The 17,871-nt window shown below is 76.7% G+C and carries 3 protein-coding genes; all 3 read left to right on the top strand.

All coding sequences use genetic code 11. From position 1 onward, the window contains the following. Nucleotides 1-263: 263 nt before the first annotated feature. From ACSUPR_RS09550 to ACSUPR_RS09540, 3 genes are read left to right on the top strand one after another with little or no spacing between them, the layout of a single operon-like run. A complete protein-coding gene (locus tag ACSUPR_RS09550; RefSeq protein WP_436890794.1) occupies nucleotides 264-8,309 on the top strand; it encodes an SDR family NAD(P)-dependent oxidoreductase in 8,046 nt (2,681 codons plus the stop codon). Next, nucleotides 8,296-11,610 (top strand): type I polyketide synthase, encoded by a 3,315-nt coding sequence (locus ACSUPR_RS09545; RefSeq protein WP_436890793.1) that lies wholly within the window; start codon nucleotides 8,296-8,298, stop codon nucleotides 11,608-11,610. Before ACSUPR_RS09550 ends, ACSUPR_RS09545 begins: the two co-directional genes overlap by 14 nt. A gap of 39 nt (nucleotides 11,611-11,649) precedes the next feature. Then, entirely contained in the window at nucleotides 11,650-17,838 is a 6,189-nt protein-coding gene (locus ACSUPR_RS09540) for a type I polyketide synthase (protein ID WP_436890792.1), read from the top strand. Nucleotides 17,839-17,871: the final 33 nt, after the last annotated feature.

Raw genomic sequence — 17,871 nt, 5'->3', positions numbered from 1 at the left:
CCGGATGTCCCGTCCGAAAAGGTCTCTGCTGTTGTCAGCGGTTGCGAGCAAGCGTTAGTCTCCTTCAGGTTGGTTCCTGTTTGACCCTGAATGCCGTTTCATGGGGTGGTTGCCGTGAATCTCTGAGATTGTGGGTTCCGGAGTTACCCAATGTCCGAATCTCATCGCGTCCATATCGGCGTTCCCGTGCACCTGCACGGGCGGTGCCCCGGATCGCGAGAGTGCTCGGGCCAGGCAAGGGCAGTCGAAAAGGAAGGGCGACGATGCACGGCGGACCGACCGGAACCCCTGCCCCCGAAGACCGGGAGCCCATCGCCGTCGTCGGCATCTCGTGCCGGCTTCCGGGAGCGGGCACCCCCGAGGCCTTCTGGCGGCTGCTCGGCGAGGGGCGCGAGGCCATCGTCGCCCCGCCCGAACGCCTCGGCGGCGGCTCCGCCGAACGCGGCCCCCACTGGGGCGGCTACCTCCACGACGCCGAGTACTTCGACGCCGACTTCTTCGGGATCTCCCCGCGCGAGGCGCTGGCGATGGACCCCCAGCAGCGGCTCATGCTCGAACTGGGCCGCGAGGCGATCGAGAACTCCCGCACGGCCCCCGGCTCCCTGCGCGGCGGCCGCGTCGGGGTCTTCCTCGCCGCCATCGGCTCGGACTACGCACTCCTGCACGACCGGGGCGGTCCCGGGACGATCACCCACCACACCCTCACCGGCACCCACCGGGGCATGATCGCTAACCGCGTCTCCCACTTCCTGGGGGTGCGCGGCCCCAGCCTCACCGTGGACTCCGGCCAGTCCTCCGCACTGGTCGGCGTACACCTGGCGATGGAGAGCCTGCGCCGGGGCGAGAGCGAGATCGCCCTGGCAGGCGGCGTCAACCTCGTCCTCGTCCCCGAGAGCACCGAGCAGGTCGCCCGCTTCGGCGGACTGTCGCCCGACGCCCGGATCCGCCCCTTCGACGCCGGGGCCAACGGGTACGTCCGCGGCGAGGGCGGGGCCGTCGTCGTCCTCAAGCCGCTCGGCCGGGCCCTGGCCGACGGGGACCGGATCCACGCCGTCGTCCACGGCGGCGCCGTCAACCACGTCGGCGGCGACTCCTTCCTCACCAGGCCCACCGTCCGCGGCCAGGCCGACGTCATCCGCGCCGCCCACGCCGACGCGCGCCAGGACCCCGACCGGATCGGCTACGTCGAGCTCCACGGCACCGGCACCCCCACCGGCGACCCCGTGGAGGCCGCGGCCCTGGGCGAGGTCTTCGCGGCCGACCGGAGCGAGCCGCTGCGCGTCGGCTCGGCCAAGACCAACGTGGGCCACCTGGAGGGCGCCGCCGGGATCGTCGGCCTGGTCAAGACCGTGCTCGCCCTGGAGCACCGGCAGATCCCGCCGACCCTGAACTTCACCGGACCCGCGCCCGGCATCGACCTGGACGCCCTGGGCCTGGCGGTGCAGACCCGGCGCGAGCCCTGGCCCGCCCACGCGCCGCTGGCCGGGGTGTCCTCCTTCGGCATGGGCGGCACCAACTGCCACCTCGTGCTGGGGCCGGCACCCGCCGACCGCTCCACGGGGGAGGGGCCGGTCACCCGCACCCTGGACCCCGTGCCGTGGGTGCTGTCGGCGCGCTCGGAGGAGGCCCTGCGCGCCCAGGCCTCGGCCCTGCACGCACACGTGTCCACCCACCCCGGACCCAAGGCCCGCGACATCGGCTTCTCCCTGGCCACCACACGGGACGTGTTCGAGCACCGCGCGGTGGTGTTCGCCTCCGGCGACGGAGGCACCCGGGAACTGGAGTCGGTGCGCCCCGAGGGGATCGCCGCCGTCGGCGGCCCCGGGCCGGTCCTGGTCTTCCCCGGGCAGGGCGGGCAGTGGGTCGGCATGGGCCGCGACCTGCTGAACGCCGACGGCGTCCTGGCCGAGGCCTTCGCCGCCCGGGTCCGCGAGTGCGAACACGCCCTGGGCCCCTACGTCGACTGGTCCCTGTCCTCGGTGCTGCGCGGCGAACCGCAGGCGCCCCCGGTGACCGGGCCCCGGGCCCGGGCCGACGTGATCCAGCCGGTGCTGTGGGCCGTCATGGTCTCCCTCGCCAAGGTGTGGGAGGCGCTGGGGGTGCGCCCCGCCGCCGTCATCGGCCACTCCCAGGGCGAACTGGCCGCCGCGTGCGTCGCCGGGGCCCTGTCGGTGGAGGAGGCCGCCCGGGTCGTGGCCCTGCGCAGCCAGGCCCTCACCGGGCTCGCCGGCAGCGGAGGCATGGCCTCCCTGGGCATTCCGGTCGGGGAGGCCGAGGAGCTCGTCCGCACCCTGCCCGACCTGCACGTCGCGGTGGTCAACGGACCCGCCTCCGTGGTGGTGTCGGGTTCCCCCCGCGCCGTGCGCGACGCCGTCGAGCACTGCGTGGAACGCGGAGTGCACGCCGCCCTCGTCGACGTGGACTACGCCTCCCACTCCCCGCACGTGGAACGCATCCGGGACCGCGTCGCCGAGTACCTGGGCCGGGTGCGCTGGCGCCCCCCCGAGGTCCCCTTCTACTCCACCCTCACCGGCGCCGAGCTCGGCGGACTCCCCCTGGACGCCGACTACTGGTACGCGGGCCTGCGCAACCCCGTGCGGTTCTCCGACGCCGTCGACGCCCTGGTCGGCGACGGCCACCGGGTGTTCCTGGAGGTCGGCCCGCACCCGGTGCTCGCGCACGGCCTGCGCGGGTCGCTGGACCGGGCCGGGGTGTCCGGACACGTCCTCAAGACCCTGCGCCGGGGCGAGGGCGACCAGGCGCAGCTGCTGAACTCGGCCGCCCGCGCCTTCACCGCCGGGGTGGACGTCGACTGGCCGCGGCTCTTCGAGGGCACCGGGGCGCGCCGCACCGACCTGCCCTCCTACCCGTACCAGCGCCGCCGTTTCTGGCCCGGGAACGCCGTCGGCGCGCGCACCGGCGCGGCCGTCGACTGGTCGGCCGCCCCGGAGGAGGCGCGGCCCTCTCCCGAGCGCACCGCCTCGGTGCTGGAGCTGGTGTGCGAGAAGGCCGCCCGGGTGCTGTCCCGGGGGTCCCTGGCGCAGGGGGAGGAGCAGCGCGCCTTCCGCGACCTGGGATTCGACTCGATCATGATGCTGGAGCTGCGCGACGCCCTGGACCGGGCCACCGGCGTCCGCCTGGGCGACACCGTGCTGTTCGAGCAGCCCACCCCCGCCGCGCTGGCACGGTTCCTCGCCGGAGAGCTGGGCCGGGACGAGGTCACCGTGGGCGGGGGCACCGCCCCGGCCGCCGCGTCCCGGCCGGACCCGGAGCCGGTCCCCGACCCGCCGGCGGCCCCCGCCGCCGCGGCCGAGGACGACCCGATCGCCATCACCGCGATGGCCTGCCGGCTGCCCGGCGGGGTGACCTCCCCCGAGGAGCTGTGGCGCCTGGTGGAGGAGGGCGCGGACGCCACCGGCGACTTCCCCGACAACCGCTTCTGGGACACCGACGCGCTCTACCACCCCGAGCCCGGCACCCCCGGGCGCACCTACACCCGCCGGGGAGGCTTCCTCTACGACGCCGACCTGTTCGACGCGGACTTCTTCGGGATCTCCCGCCGGGAGGCCGACGCCATGGACCCCCAGCAGCGCCTGCTGCTGGAGACCTCCTGGGAGGCCGTCCACCGGGCCGGCCTCACCGCCGACGACCTGCGCGGATCCTCCGTGGGCGTGTTCGTCGGCGCGATGGCCTCCGACTACGGGCCCCGACTCGCCGACCCGGCCCGGGACGGCGACGGCGGGTACCGCCTCACCGGGTCCACCACCAGCGTCGCCTCGGGCCGCATCGCCTACGTGCTCGGCCTGCACGGGCCGGCGCTGACCGTCGACACCGCCTGCTCCTCCTCCCTGGTGGCGATCCACCAGGCCGCCGAGTCGCTGCGCCGCAACGAGTGCGCGATGGCGCTGGCCGGCGGTGTCACGGTGATGTCCACCCCGGGCATGTTCCTGGAGTTCTCCGCCCAGCGGGGGCTGTCCGCCGACGGCCGCTGCCGCGCGTTCGGCGCAGGCGCCGACGGTACCGCCTGGGCCGAGGGCGTGGGCGTGCTCGTCCTGGAGCGCCTCTCCTGCGCCCGACGCGCCGGACGCCCCGTGCTGGCCCTGGTCCGGGGCGGCGCGGTCAACTCCGACGGAGCCTCCAACGGGCTCACCGCACCCAACCCCGCCGCCCAGGAGCGGGTCCTGCGCCAGGCCCTGGCCAACGCCGGCCTCCGTCCGGGCGAGGTGGACGCGGTGGAGGCGCACGGCACCGGCACCCGCCTGGGCGACCCCATCGAGGCGGGGGCCCTCATCTCCGTCTACGGCGCCGACCGCGAAGAGCCGCTGCGCCTGGGGTCCCTCAAGTCCAACATCGGCCACGCCCAGGCCGCGGCCGGTGTGGCCGGGGTGATCAAGACCGTGCAGGCGCTGCGCCACGGCCGGCTGCCGCGCACCCTGTACGCCGAGGAGCCCACCCCGCGCGTGGAGTGGGAGGGGAGCGGCGTGCGTCTGCTCACCGAGAACGAGCCCTGGCCCGACACCGGCCGCCCCCGCCGCGCCGCCGTGTCCTCGTTCGGGATCAGCGGCACCAACGCCCACCTCATCCTGGAGGGCGTCGCCGACGAGGGCGCCCCGGTGCACCTGCCGGACCTGCCCTTCCGGCGGCGCCGCCACTGGGTGGAACCGGCCGCCGGACCCGCGCCGACGCCCCCGGACGCGTCCCCGCTGCTGGACGCGGGCCTGGAGCTGGTCGGCGGCGACACCGTGTTCACCGGCACCGTCGGCGTCGGCACCCAGGCCTGGACCGCCGACCACCGGCTGCTCGGCCGCACCCTGCTGCCCGGCACCGCCCTGGTGGAACTGGCCCTGCACGCCGGAGCCCGCACCGGATCCCCCCGGATCGCCGACCTCACCCTGGAGAGCCCGATCCTGCTCCCGCGCGGCGGCGGGGTGGACCTCCAGGTCACGGTCTCCGCCCCGGCCGCCGACGGCCACCGGGCCCTCGCCGTCCACGCCCGCGGTGCCGGAGGCGGGTGGGTCCGCCACGCCTCGGGGGCCCTCACCGCCGATCCCCCCGCGGGGGACCCCGGCGCACCGGAGCCGCGGATCCCCGCGGAGGTCCCGGCGGACTGGCCGGGCGAGGGCGTCGTGGACGCCGGGTTCGACGAGCGGGAGGCCTACACCGGGCTGCTGCGCCGCGGCTACGCCTACGGTCCCCTCTTCCGCGGCCTGCGCCGGGTGTGGCGCCGGGTCGACGGGGCGCTGCTCGCCGAGACCGCCCTGCCCGACGGGCCGCCGGCCGGCCCCTTCAGGGGTCCGCACCCCGCCCTGCTCGACGCCGCCCTGCACGCGGTGCTGCTCCACGGCTCCCACGGTGGAGCACCCCTGGTCCCGTTCGCGTGGAGCGGGGTGCGGGCGACCGGGCCGGAGAGGCCGGTCCGCGTGCTGCGCACCCTGCTGGAGCACGTCGACGGCGACCGCTACCGGCTCACCGCCGCCGACGGCGACGGGGCCCCGGTGCTGGCCGTGGACGAACTGGTCCTGCGCCCCGTCGACGTCGCAGCCCTGCCCTCCGAACCCGACGAGGAGCCCGACCTGTACCGGGTGCGCTGGCAGGAGGTCGAGGGCCCCGGCATGGACGGCGAGGTCCCCACGGACCTGCCGTCCCTGGACGGGCTGTCCGCCGACGGCCCGGTCCCCCGCGTCGTCTACGCCGAACTGCCCGCCCGCGCCGTCTACGCCGACCGGGAGTCCGTACCCGACGCCGTGCGCGACGGCCTGAACTCCGCCCTGGAATCGGTCCGCACCTGGCTGTCGGACGACCGCACCGCCGACTCCCGCCTGGTCCTGGTCACCTGGCGGTCGGTGGTCACCCACGCCGAGGACCGCCTCAGCGGGCTGGCCGCCTCCTCCGTCTGGGGCCTGCTGAGCTCGGCCCAGCGCGAGCACCCGGGGCGGCTCGTGATCGTGGACTCCGACGGGGCGGAGGACTCCCACCGGGTGCTGTCCCGCGTCGCCGACCTGGGCGAACCGCGTGTGGCGCTGCGGTCGGGCCGGGTCCTGGTGCCCCGCCTGGTGCCCGCCGCCGAGGAGGGCGCCCTCGTCCCGCCCGGGCCGCTGTGGCGGCTCGCCGCACCCTCCCCGGGTTCCCTGGACGCGCTCACCCCGCTGCCCGCCCCCGAGGCGGCCTCACCGCTGGGCGAGCACCAGGTCCGGATCGCCGTCCGCGCCGCCGGCGTCAACTTCCGCGACGTCGTGGTCACCCTCGGCATGATCCCCGACGACCACGGCATCGGCCTGGAGGGTGCCGGGACCGTTCTGGAGGTCGGGCCCGGGGTCACCGACCTGGCCCCCGGCGACCGGGTCGCCGGCATGTTCCGGTCGGCCTTCGGCCCCGTGGCCGTCGCCGACCGCAGGCGCATCTCCCGCATCCCCCGGGGGTGGACCTTCGAGGAGGCGGCCGCAGTCCCGATCGTCTTCCTCACCGCCTACCACGCCCTGGTGGACGTCGCCGCGGTCCGGCCGGGGGAGAGCGTCCTGATCCACGCCGCCGCGGGCGGGGTGGGCCTGGCCGCCGTGCAGCTCGCCCGCCACATGGGCGCCAGGGTGTTCGGCACCGCCAGCCCGCACAAGTGGAAGGTCGCCGCAGAGTACGGGGTCCCCGAGGAGCACCTGGCCTCCTCCCGCACCCTGGACTTCGAGACGTCCCTGCGGGCCGCCAACGGCGGCCGCGGCTTCGACGTCGTCCTCAACTCCCTGAGCGGGGAGTTCGTCGACGCCTCCCTGCGCCTGCTGCGCGCCCCCGGCGGCGGCGCCGGCGCGGGCGGCCGCTTCGTCGAGATGGGCCGCACGGACGTCCGCGAGGAGGCCGAGGTCGCCGCCGCCCACCCCGGCCGCGGCTACCAGTCGTTCGTCCTGCCCGAGGTGGCCCCCGAACGGATCGGGCAGATGCTCGACCGGATCATGGAGCTGTTCGCCTCCGGGGCCCTGCGCCCCCTGCCGACGACCGTGCACGACATCCGCGGCGTCCACGAGGCGTTCCGCTCCCTGCAGCGCGGTGAGACCGTCGGCAAGACCGTGCTGCGCGTCCCCGCGCCCTTCCCCGAGGGCTCGGCGGTCCTCATCACCGGCGGCACCGGCACCCTGGGGCACCGGGTGGCCCGGCACCTGGCCACCTGGTACGGCGTCCGCGACCTGGTCCTGGTCAGCCGCAGCGGTGCCGGGGCCGAGGGCCAGGACGCCCGGACCGGGGAACTGCGGGCCCTGGGGGCCCGGGTCGAGGTGCACGCCTGCGACGCCGCCGACCGCGCCGCGCTGGCCCGCCTGCTCGGATCGCTGGACCGGCCGCTGGGCGCCGTCGTGCACACCGCCGGCGTCCTGGACGACGCCACCGTGCTCTCCCTGGACTCCGACAAGGTGGAGGCGGTGCTGCGGCCCAAGGTCGACGCGGCCTGGAACCTGCACGAGCTCACCGCCGACCTCGGCCTGGGCACGTTCCTGCTGTTCTCGTCGATCACCGGCACCCTGGGCTCTCCGGGACAGGCCAACTACGCGGCGGCCAACGTGTTCTGCGACGCGCTCGCCCACCACCGCCGCCAGAACGGCCTGCCGGCCCTCTCCCTCGCCTGGGGCCTGTGGGGCGAGGCCAGCGGGATGACCGGCCACCTCGACGACGGCGACCGGGACGCGCTGGGCCGGGGCGGACTGCTGCCCATGGCCACCGAGCGCGCCCTGGCCAGGATGGACGCCGCCCTCTACCTGGACCAGGCGGTGCTCGCCCCCGCCCTGCTCGACCTCGTCCACGGCCCCGACCTGCCGATCCTCGGCGAGCTGGCCGGTCCCCGGGAGGAGGCGGCGGAGGAGGCGGCCGACCCGCCGCTGTCGGCGGCCCGGCTGGCCGGGCTCCCCGGCGCCGAGCGCGAGCGCGCCCTCGTCTCGGCGGTGCGCGAGCACACCGCGGTCGTACTGGGCCGGGGGGAGGAGGGCGCCTCCGAGGTGCCGGCCGACACCCCCTTCAAGGAGCTGGGCATGGACTCCCTGACCGGGGTCGAGCTGCGCAACCGCCTGGGGGCCGCCTGCGGCCTGCGGCTGCCCGCCACCGTCGTGTTCGACCACCCCACCCCCCGGGCCCTGGCCCGGTACATCGCCGACACACTCTTCCCCCCGACCCCGGCCGACCCCGCGTCGGCCCCCGTGCCCGACACCGACGACGTCACGGAGGACAGCCGCATCGACGGCTTGGACGTGGAAGGACTCCTGGACCTCGCCCTGGGCGGGGACGACGGGTCCTTCCCCGAAGGCGAACAGGAGACCGTTGATGGCCACCGATAGCGACCAGACCGCCAAACTCGTCACGGCCCTGCGCACGGCGCTGAAGAAGAACGAGCGCCTCCAGGAGCAGTTGAACCGGGAGGCCGAACCCGTCGCCGTGGTCGGCCTGGGCTGCCGGCTGCCCGGCGGTATCGACACCCCCGGCGCCCTGTGGGAACTGCTCGAGAGCGGTGGTGAGGTGCGGGGCCCGCTGCCCGCCGACCGCGGCTGGGACCTGGACTCCCTGCTCGGCGAGGACGGCGGAGGCCCCCGGTCGGCCATGTCGCGGGGCGCGTTCCTGGAGAACGCCGCCGACTTCGACCCGGCCTTCTTCGGCATCTCCCCCCGCGAGGCCGAGGCGATGGAGCCGCAGCAGCGCCTGCTGCTCGAGGTGGCGTGGGAGTCACTGGAGCGCTCCGGGATCCCCCCGGCCTCCCTGGCCGGCACGGACACGGGCGTCTACGTCGGCGCCATCGCCCAGGAGTACGGGCCCTCCCTGGCCGAGGCGCCCGACGACGGGTTCGCGGTCAGCGGCACCACCACCAGCGTCGCCTCCGGACGGCTGTCCTACACACTGGGCCTGACCGGCCCGGCGGTCACGGTCGACACCGCCTGTTCGTCCTCTCTGGTGGCCGTGCATCTGGCCGTGAAGGCGCTGCGTGCGGGCGAGTGTTCCCTCGCACTCGCGGGCGGGGCCACCGTCATGGCCTCCCCCGGCATCCTCACCGAGTTCACCCACCTGCGCGGACTGGCCTCCGACGGCCGCTGCAAGGCGTTCGGCTCCGGGGCCGACGGCGCCGGGTTCTCCGAGGGCGCCGGGATGGTCGTCCTGGAACGGCTCTCCGACGCGCGCCGGGCCGGGCACCCCGTGCTCGCCGTGATCCGGGGCAGCGCCGTCAACCAGGACGGCGCCTCCAACGGCCTCACCTCCCCCAACGGGCCCTCCCAGGAGCGAGTCATCCGCGCCGCCCTGGCCGACGCCCGCCTCACCCCCGCCGACGTCGACCTCGTCGAGGCGCACGGCACCGGCACCGCCCTCGGAGACCCCATCGAGGCGCAGGCCCTCATCGCCGCCTACGGGCGGGCGCGCACCCCCGACCGGCCGCTGTGGCTCGGCTCCCTCAAGTCCAACCTCGGGCACGCCCAGGCCGCCGCCGGCATCTCCGGGCTGATCAAGCTGGTCCTGGCCCTGCGCCGCGGGGTGCTGCCGCGCACCCTGCACGCGGACGAGCCCACCCCGCACGTGGACTGGTCCGAGGGCACCGTCCGCCTGCTGGACCGGTCCCGGTCCTGGCCGGCCACCGGGGCGCCGCGCCGCGCCGCCGTGTCCTCGTTCGGGATGAGCGGCACCAACGCCCACGTCGTCGTCGAGCAGGCCCCGGAGGCGGCGGACGCGCCGGCCGCGGAGCGGGCCGCCGACCCCGGCCTGATCCTGTGGCCGCTGTCGGCCCGCGGCCCCGCCGCGCTCGCCGGGCAGGCCGCCCGGCTGTACGACCGGATCACCGCCGACCCCGACCTGGACCCGGTCGACGTCGGCTGGAGCCTGGCGGTCTCCCGCACCGCCTTCGAACACCGTGCGGTCGCCTCGGGCCGCGACCGCGACGCCCTGGCCGCGTCCCTGTCGGCCCTGGCCGAGCGCCGCCCCGACCCCGGCACCGTGTCCGGCCGGGCCCGCCCCGACCGCCGCGTCGTCTGGGTGTTCCCCGGACAGGGCGGCCAGTGGGCCGACATGGCCGTGGGCCTGCTCTCCGGATCCCCGGTGTTCGCCGGCGTCATCGCCGACTGCGAACGCGCCCTGGCGCCCCACACCGACTGGTCGCTGACCGCGGTGCTGCGCCGCGACCCCGGCGCGCCCTCCCTGGACCGGGTCGACGTCGTCCAGCCCGTGCTGTGGGCGGTCATGGTGGCGCTGGCCGCGCTGTGGCGCTCCCACGGCGTCCGCCCCGACGCCGTCGTCGGCCACTCCCAGGGCGAGGTCGCCGCCGCGTGCGCGGCCGGACTGCTGTCCCTGGAGGACGCCGCCGCGGTGGTGGCGCTGCGCAGCCGCGCCGTCCTGGAGCTGTCCGGCACCGGCGCGATGGCCTCGGTGGCCCTGCCGGAGGAGCGGGTCCGCGCCGACCTGGCCGGACGCGGTGCCGACCTGCACGTCGCCGTGGTCAACGGCCCCGCCTCCACCGTGGTCGCCGGTGGACCCGAGGATGTCGCCGGCCTGGTCAAGGAGTACGAGGAGAAGGGCGTGCGGGCCCGCCGCATCGCCGTGGACTATGCCTCGCACACCCCCCACGTGGCCCGGCTGCGCGAACGCCTCCACGCCGACCTGGCCGGGGTCTCCTCCCGCGCCGGGGAGATCCCCTTCTACTCCTGCCTCACCGGCGCCCGGGCGGGGGAGGGGGAGCTGGACGCCGACTACTGGTACCGCAACCTCGCCGAGCCGGTCCGCTTCCACGACACCGCCAAGGCCCTCATCGCCACCGGGCACGACCTGTTCATCGAGATGGGACCGCATCCGCTGCTCGGCTCCGCCCTGCTGGAGACCGCCGAGGCCGAAGGGGTCCGGGACACCGCCGTGGTGTCCACCCTGCGCCGGGAGGAGGGCGGCCCCGACCGGTTCCGGCTCGCCCTGGCCGAGGCGTTCGCGTACGGTGCCGCGCCCGACTGGTCCGCGGTGTTCGGCGGCGGCGCCCGCCTGGTGGAGCTGCCCACCTACGCCTTCCAGCGCCGCCGCTACTGGCGGGACCGGACCACGGCGGCGCCCGCCGCGCCCGCCGCCGTCCGGGACCCGGAGCCCGGCTCCGAGGCCGCCGGGGAGGCCTGGGCCCCGCCCGCGGGGGCGTCCCCGGGCGAGCGCGCAGCCGCCGTCCTGGACCTGGTCCGGGCCGAGACCGCCGCGATCCTGGGCCACGACGGCCCCGGGGCGGTCGAACCGCTGCGCGGCTTCCTCGACGCCGGCGGGACCTCGCTGGGCGCGGTCCGCCTGCGCAACCGGCTCGTCGAGCTCACCGGGGTGGACCTACCGGTCACGGCGGTCCTGGACCGGTCCACCCCGGCCGCCCTGGCCGACCACCTGCTGGGGCTGCTCGACGCGCAGGCCGCCCCGTCCGCGCCGCCGGTCCTGGACGAGCTGGCCCGGTTGGAGAACGCCGTGTCCGCCGCGGAGTCCGGCGGGTCCGTCCCCGACGACGTGCGCCGGGAACTGTCCGAGCGGCTGCGCGGACTGCTGCGCCGTGTCGACGCCGCACCCGGCCCGAACGGCTCCGACCTGGAGGGGGCCTCCGACGACCAGCTGCTGGCACTCATCGACCGCGAATTCGGCATCTTCTGAACCCGGACGCCCGACGACCATGGTTGTGAGAGCACACGTATGACGCGCATGACGAACGAGGACAAGTTTCGCGAGCTGGTCAAGAAGATGGCCGTCGACCTCCGCCAGGCCAGATCGCGGGTGGAGGAGCTGGAGGACCGCGACCACGAGCCGATCGCGATCGTCGGCATCGGCTGCCGCTTCCCCGGCATCGCCGACCCCGAGGGCCTGTGGGACCTGGTCGCCGAGGGGCGCGAGACCCTCGGCCCCTTCCCCGAGGACCGGGGCTGGGACCTGGACCGGCTGCTGTCGCCGGACCCGGACACGCCGGGGGCGTCCCCCGTGCGCTCCGCCTCCTTCCTCGCCGACGCGGGGGACTTCGACCCGGCGTTCTTCGGGATCAACCCCCGCGAGGCACTGGCCATGGACCCCCAGCACCGGCTGGTCCTGGAGACGGCCTGGGAGGCCCTCGAACACGCCGGGATCGTCCCCGGCTCCCTGCGCGCCACCCCGGCCGGGGTGTTCGTGGGAACCGTCGGGCAGACCTACGGGCCGCCCGTCCAGGAATCGCCGCCCGAACTCGTCGGCTACCGGATGCTGGGTGCCATGCCGGCCGTCGCCGCGGGCCGGCTCTCCTACACCCTGGGCCTGGAGGGGCCCGCCGTCACCGTCGACACCGCCTGCTCCTCCTCCCTCACCGCCATCTCCCTCGCCGTGCGCTCCCTGCGCGCCGGAGAGTCCTCCCTCGCCCTGGCCGGCGGTGTGGGCGTCTACACCGACGTGTCCCCCTGGGTGTCCTTCGGCGGACACGGTGTCCTGGCCCCGGACGGCCGCTGCAAGGCGTTCTCCGCCGACGCCGACGGCACCGGCTGGGGCGAGGCGGCGGGCATGATCGTCCTCGAACGCCTCTCCGACGCCCGCCGCAACGGCCGCCGCGTCCTGGCACTCCTGCGCGGCGCCGCCCTCAACCAGGACGGCGCCTCCAGCGGGCTCACCGCGCCCAGCGGCCCCGCCCAGGAACGGGTCATCCGCGCGGCCCTGGCCGACGCCCGCCTCACCGCCGCCGACGTCGACGCCGTCGAGGCCCACGGCACCGGCACCCGCCTGGGCGACCCCATCGAGGCCGGCGCGCTCATCGCGGTCTACGGCCGCGGCCGCGTCGGCGAGCCCCTGTGGCTGGGCTCGCTCAAGTCCAACGTCGGCCACACCGGCGCCGCCGCCGGGGTGGCGGGCGTCATCAAGACCGTCCAGGCGCTGCGCCGCGGCGTCCTGCCGCCCACCCTGCACGTGTCCGAGCCCACCCCGCACGTGGACTGGGCGTCGGGCGGGGTGGCGCCGCTCACCGAGGCCCGCCCCTGGCCCGCCACCGGGCGGGCGCGCCGCGCCGGGGTCTCCGCGTTCGGCGCCAGCGGCACCAACGTCCACGTCATCCTCGAACAGGCCCCCGAACCCGAGCCGGCCCCCGCCCGGGAGCGCGCCGTCCTCACCCCGGGCGGCGCCCCCGTCCCCGTCCCGTGGGTGCTGTCCGGGCACACCCCCGACGCCCTCGCAGACCAGGTCCGGCGCCTGCGCGAACGGGTCGCCGCCGACCCCGGCCTCGACCCGGCCGACGTCGGCGCCACCCTGGCCGGGGCCCGCACCCCGCTCGCCCACCGCGCGGCCGTCGTCGGCGCCGACCGTGACACCCTGCTGGCCCGCCTGGACGCCCTCGCCGCCGGCGCCGTCCGCGAACCCGGGATCGCGCGCGGCCGCGCCCGGGAGGGCCGGACCGTGTTCGTCTACCCCGGGCAGGGCTCGCAGTGGGAGGGCATGGCCCGCGCCCTGATCGCCGAGTCGCCGGTGTTCGCCGCGCGCATCGCCGACTGCGAACGCGCCCTGGCACCCCACAACGACTGGCGGCTCACCGACGTCCTCCTGGGCCGCCCCGGCGCACCCTCGCCCGACCGGGCCGACATCGTCCCCCAGCTGCTGTGGGCGGTCATGATCGCCCTCACCGCGCTGTGGCGCTCCCACGGCGTCCACCCCGACGCCGTCGTCGGCCACTCCCAGGGCGAGGTCGCCGCCGCGCACATCGCCGGCGCCCTCACCCTCGAACAGTCCGCCGAGGTCATCGCCGTGCGCAGCCGGGTACTGGGCAGGCTCACCGGCGACGTCGCCATGGCCGTGGTCTCCCGGGGCGCCGCCGAGCTCGAACCGCTCCTGGCCGACATCGGCGACCTGCACACCGCCGTGGTCAACAGCCCCGGCAGCACCGTCGTCGGCGGCGGACGCGCCGCGGTCGGCCGGCTCCTGGAGGAGTGCGCCGCCCGGGGCGTGCACGCCCGCCTGTTCGCCGACTCCCTCATCTCCCACACCCCCCATGCCCGGGCGGTCCGCGACGAACTCCTCGCCGGCCTGGCGCACCTGGCCCCCTCCGCACCCGACCTCCCCCTGTACACCCCGGTCACCGGCGGCCTCCTGGACCGGCCCGCCGACGCCGCCCACTGGTACGCGGGGATCAGCGGACCGGTGCTCTTCCAGAAGACCACCGAAGCCCTCCTGGCCGCGGGCCACACCCGGTTCATCGAGGTCAGCGCCCACCCCGTGCTCACCGTCCCGGTCACCGAGACGGTCACCGAGTCCGGCGCGGGCGCCGCCGCCATAGCCACCCTGCGGCGCGGCCAGGGCGACACCGAACGCCTGCGCACGGCCCTGGCCGAGGCGTTCGCGCACGGCGCCGCGCCCGACTGGTCCACGGTGTTCGGCTCCGGCACCCGCCTCGTCGACCTGCCCACCTACGCCTTCCAGCGGCGGCGCCTGTGGCTCACCGCCGACACCGGCCGGAGCGACGTCGCCTCCGCCGGGCTGGAGACCGAGGAGCACCCGCTGCTCGGCGCCGCGCTGCCCCTCGCCGACACCGGAGGCGTCCTGTTCACCGGCCGCCTCTCCCGGGGCTCCCACCCCTGGCTGGCGGACCACGCCGCCGGCGACACCGCGCTGCTGCCCGGCACCGCCTTCCTCGACCTGGCCCTCACCGCCGGGGACCGGCTCGGCGTGCCCCACGTCGCGGAACTCATCGTCCAGTCCCCCCTGGTCCTGCCCGACAGGGGCGGTGTCCAGATCCAGGCCGTGGTCGAGGCCGCCGACGCCCGAGGACACCGCGCCCTGACCGTGCACGCCCGCCCCGCGGGCGACCCCGGCGCCCCCGACCTCGGCGAACGCCCCTGGACCCGGCACGCCACCGGCGTCCTGGCCCCCGAACCCGCCGCCCCGCCCCGCGACCTCGCGGCGTGGCCGCCCGCCGACGCCGTCCCCGTCGACACCGGCGACCTCTACTCCGGCCTGGAGGCCGTCGGCTACTCGTACGGGCCCGCCTTCCGAGGCCTGACCGCCGCCTGGACACGCGGCGACGAAGTCTGGGCCGAGATCGCGCTGCCCGCCGCCCAGCACGCCGACGCCGCCCGGTTCGGGCTGCACCCCGCCCTCGCCGACGCCGCCCAGCACGCCGTCGGCTGCGCCCCCTGGATGCCCCGCGACCGGGTGCTCCTGCCCTTCACCTGGACCGGCGTCACCCTGCACGCCACCGGGGCCACCCGCCTGCGCGTCCACGTACGGCCCACCGGCACCGACGAGGTGGCGATGACGCTCGCCGACGCCGACGGAGCCCCCGTCGCCACCGTCGACTCCCTCGTCCTGCGCACCGCCGCGGCCGCACCCGCCCCGCAGGCCCCCGCCGACGACCTGTTCCACATCGCGTGGGCGCCCGCCGCGGCCCCGGCCGCCCCGGGGCACCAGGTGTGGGCCGTGGTCGGTGAGGACCTCCTCGACACCGCCTCGGCGCTCACCGCCGCCGGGCACACCGTCCGCGCCCATCCCCACACCGACGCCCTGTTCGCCGTCCTCGACGCCGGGGCACCCCTCCCCGACCACGTCCTGCTGCCCCGCCTGATCGCCCCGGTCGCCCCCGGCCCGGCCGACGTGCGCGCCGCCGTCAAGGACACCGTCGCCACCATGCAGCGGCTCCTCGCCGACCCCCGCACCGGGGACGCCCGCCAGGTCGTCCTCACCCACCGGGCGGTCGCCGCCTCGACCGACGAGGACGTCCCCGACCTCGTCCACGCCCCCCTGTGGGGGCTGGTGCGCGCCGCCGCCCAGGAGCACCCCGGCCGGTTCGCCGTGGTGGACACCGACGACCCCGGCCGCTGCGCCCCCGTGCTGGTCGCCGCGCTGACCGGCGGCGGAGAACAGACCGCGATCCGGGCGGGCACCGCCCTGTCGCCGCGCCTGGTCCGCACCGAGCGCGCCGGCGCGCCCGTCTCCTTCGGGGACGGCACCGTCCTGGTCACCGGAGCCACCGGCACCCTGGGCGGGGAGGTCGCCCGCCACCTGGTGGACCGCCACGGCGTGCGCGACCTGCTCCTGGCCAGCCGCAGCGGACCCGACGCCAAGGGCGCCGCCGAACTCGAGGCCGACCTGACCGCCCGCGGCGCCCGCGTCTCCCTGGCCGCCTGCGACACCGCCGACCGGGACGGGCTGGCCGCCCTCCTGGCCGGGCGCCGGGTGACCGGGGTCGTGCACGTCGCCGCCGACCTGGACGACGCCCTGTTCACCGCCATCACCCCCGAGGCCGTCGACCGGGTGCTGCGCCCCAAGGTCGACGCCGTGCGCCACCTGCACGACCTGGTCCCCGAAGCGGCGGCGTTCGTGCTGTTCTCCTCGGCCGCGGGCACCCTGGGCAGCCCCGGGCAGGCCCACTACAGCGCCGCCAACGCCTACACCGACATGCTCGCCCACCACCGGCGCGCCCGGGGGCTGCACGCGGTGTCCCTGTCCTGGGGCATGTGGGCCCGGCGCGGCGGCGGCACCGCCCGCCTCGACGAGAGCGACATCGGCCGCTACGCCCGGCTCGGCCTGGCCGGGCCGATGGCCACCGAACACGGCCTGGACCTGTTCGACGACGCCCTGGCCACCGGCCGCCCCCACCTGCTGCCGGTCCCGCTGGACCTGGCCGGCGCCCGGGCCCGTGCCGTCCGCACCGGCACGGTCTCCACCATGCTCTCCGGGCTGGTGCGACCGCCGCGCCGCCGGGTCGGCACCTCCGGTCCCGCCGCCGACGACCTGCGCGCCGCCCTGGCCCGCACCCCCGCAGACCGGCGCCCGGAGGCCGCGCTGGCCCACGTGCTGTCCGCCACCGCCGAGGTGCTCGGCCACACCGGCACCGCCGAGATCGGCGCCGACGACCCCTTCCTGGAGATGGGGTTCGACTCGCTCACCGCCGTCGAGCTGCGCAACCGGCTCGCCGCGGCCACCGGGCTGCGGCTGCCCGCCGGACTGGCCTTCGCCCATCCCACCCCGCGGGCGCTGGCCGCCCACCTGGCCGCCGAGACGGCCCCCGGGGAGGGGGACGGCGGGGCGGAGGCGCTCCCGGCGCCCGCCTCCGACGGCCTGGTCGAACTGTTCGTGGACGCCTGCCGCCGCCGGCGCATCGCGGACGGGCTCGACCTGCTGTGGTCGGCCTCCCGGATGCGCCCCACCTTCACCGGGACCGCCGACGCGGGCCCGCCCCGCGTTCCGGTCCGGCTCTCCCGGGAGGGCGAGGCGACCCGGCTCATCTGCCTGCCCTCGATCCTCATGGTCTCCGGGGTCCAGGAGTTCGCCCGGTTCGCCGGACGCATCCGCGGCCACCGCAGGGTCGACGTCATCGCCCAGCCCGGGTTCGGTGACGGCGAGCCCCTCCCGGCCGACATCGACGCCGTGGCCGAGGTCCTGGCCGACGCGGTCACCGCCTGTGCCGGGGAGGACCCCTACGTCCTGGTGAGCCGCTCCTCCGGCGGCTGGGTGGCGCACGAGGTCCTGCGCCGCCTGGAGGACCTCCAGCGGCGGGGGGCCGCCCGGGCCCCGGTCCTCACGGCGCTGATGGACACCCCGGACCCCGCCGACCTGGACGTGTCGGGACTGCCCACCATCGAGACCGGCGTGGTGGAACGCGCCGAGATGATCGGCATCATGGACGGGGTCCGCCTCACCGCCATGGGCGCCTACCTGGGCCTGTTCCGCGACTGGCGGCCCGCCCCGGTGTCCACCCCGGTGCTCCAGGTACGCCCCGAACAGGCCACCGTCGACCGCGACGGCCGGGAGCTCGCCCCGTTCACCTGGACGGTCGGGCACGAGGTGCTGCGCGTCCCCGGCGACCACTTCACCATGCTGGAGGGGCACGTCGACGTGGTCGGCGCCCTCTTCCACGAATGGCTCCTCGCCCGGGGGCTGTGACCGGCCGGGCCCGCCGCCGGCACCGGCGGCGGG

Origin of the sequence: Nocardiopsis dassonvillei (assembly GCF_964273065.1) — a bacterium.
Taxonomy (GTDB): Bacteria; Actinomycetota; Actinomycetes; order Streptosporangiales; family Streptosporangiaceae; genus Nocardiopsis; species Nocardiopsis dassonvillei_B.
Note: the sequence above shows the minus strand (reverse complement) of the source record. Positions and strands in the feature narration are given on the sequence as shown.

Excerpts from the sequence above, each read along its gene's own strand:
- ACSUPR_RS09550 (WP_436890794.1), top strand. The coding sequence starts at position 264 with ATGCACGGCGGACCGACCGGAACCCCTGCCCCCGAAGACCGGGAGCCC.
- ACSUPR_RS09545 (WP_436890793.1), top strand. The coding sequence starts at position 8,296 with ATGGCCACCGATAGCGACCAGACCGCCAAACTCGTCACGGCCCTGCGC.
- ACSUPR_RS09540 (WP_436890792.1), top strand. The coding sequence starts at position 11,650 with ATGACGCGCATGACGAACGAGGACAAGTTTCGCGAGCTGGTCAAGAAG.